General features: G+C 46.5%; 1 protein-coding gene. It reads right to left on the reverse strand.

The genetic code is table 11. The features are described from left to right. Positions 1-28: 28 nt before the first annotated feature. A partial coding sequence (locus ACGF49_RS24650; protein WP_387493352.1) for an ISAs1-like element ISPlu18 family transposase occupies positions 29-804 on the reverse strand: 776 nt, incomplete at its 5' end.

Genomic DNA, 804 nt, shown 5'->3' on the forward strand with positions numbered 1-804 from the left:
CAGGGCGGGATTCCACTTTGTATTTAATTTAATCAAAGATAAGTTGACTACGGAATTCCCCTGACCAAATGGCTCTTCGACGTTTAGCCGCCTGACTGTCTTTTATACTGGTATTCTGTTTAATCACATTTAATGCAATTCGGTTAAAAAGCGCCATTTGTGCAGCCCCATCAGGATCTTTGAGTGAGATAGCATCTTCTCGAAAAGTGACATCTAATACCCAATGCAGCTCGTTTTCCACCGACCAGTGCCTTCTTATTGCCTTAGCCACGATTTCCGCCTCCAACGGTAGCGAGCTGACATACCAGCGTGAATCACGATGGGGAGGCTGACCTTTTACGCTTCGTTCACTGACTACTTCAATAACACTTTGTATTGAAGGCCATTGCCGCCGAAGGACCTCCGGCAATACGGCACGAATTTGCATGACATGCCGAAATTCTGTCCGTCCATGACCGCTATTTTTCTGCGTAAAGTCAACAAGCTCATCACTCTCATAATGCGAAGCAAAATACGATTTGACCCATTCATGGAGGGTCTTTTGATTGCCTTTGAGACCGACAATAAAATCACCGCCGCGCTGAGTAATTAACGCAAGGGTTTCTTTCTGGCAATGCAGGGCATCCATAGTGACAATCGCGCCATCAAGCGCCAGTAATTCAATCAATTGTCTGGCAACCGGACCTTCCTGACCTTTGCTTTCGGCTGCCTGATGGTATAGGGCTACACCGGATTCAACATCATAAGCACTGACCACATGCAGGGCTTCAAATAATGTCCCCTTACAGGTTCCTCTCAGGGTTT

The sequence above is a fragment of the Photorhabdus sp. RM96S genome (genome assembly GCF_042879335.1).
Taxonomy (GTDB): domain Bacteria; phylum Pseudomonadota; class Gammaproteobacteria; order Enterobacterales; family Enterobacteriaceae; genus Photorhabdus; species Photorhabdus kayaii.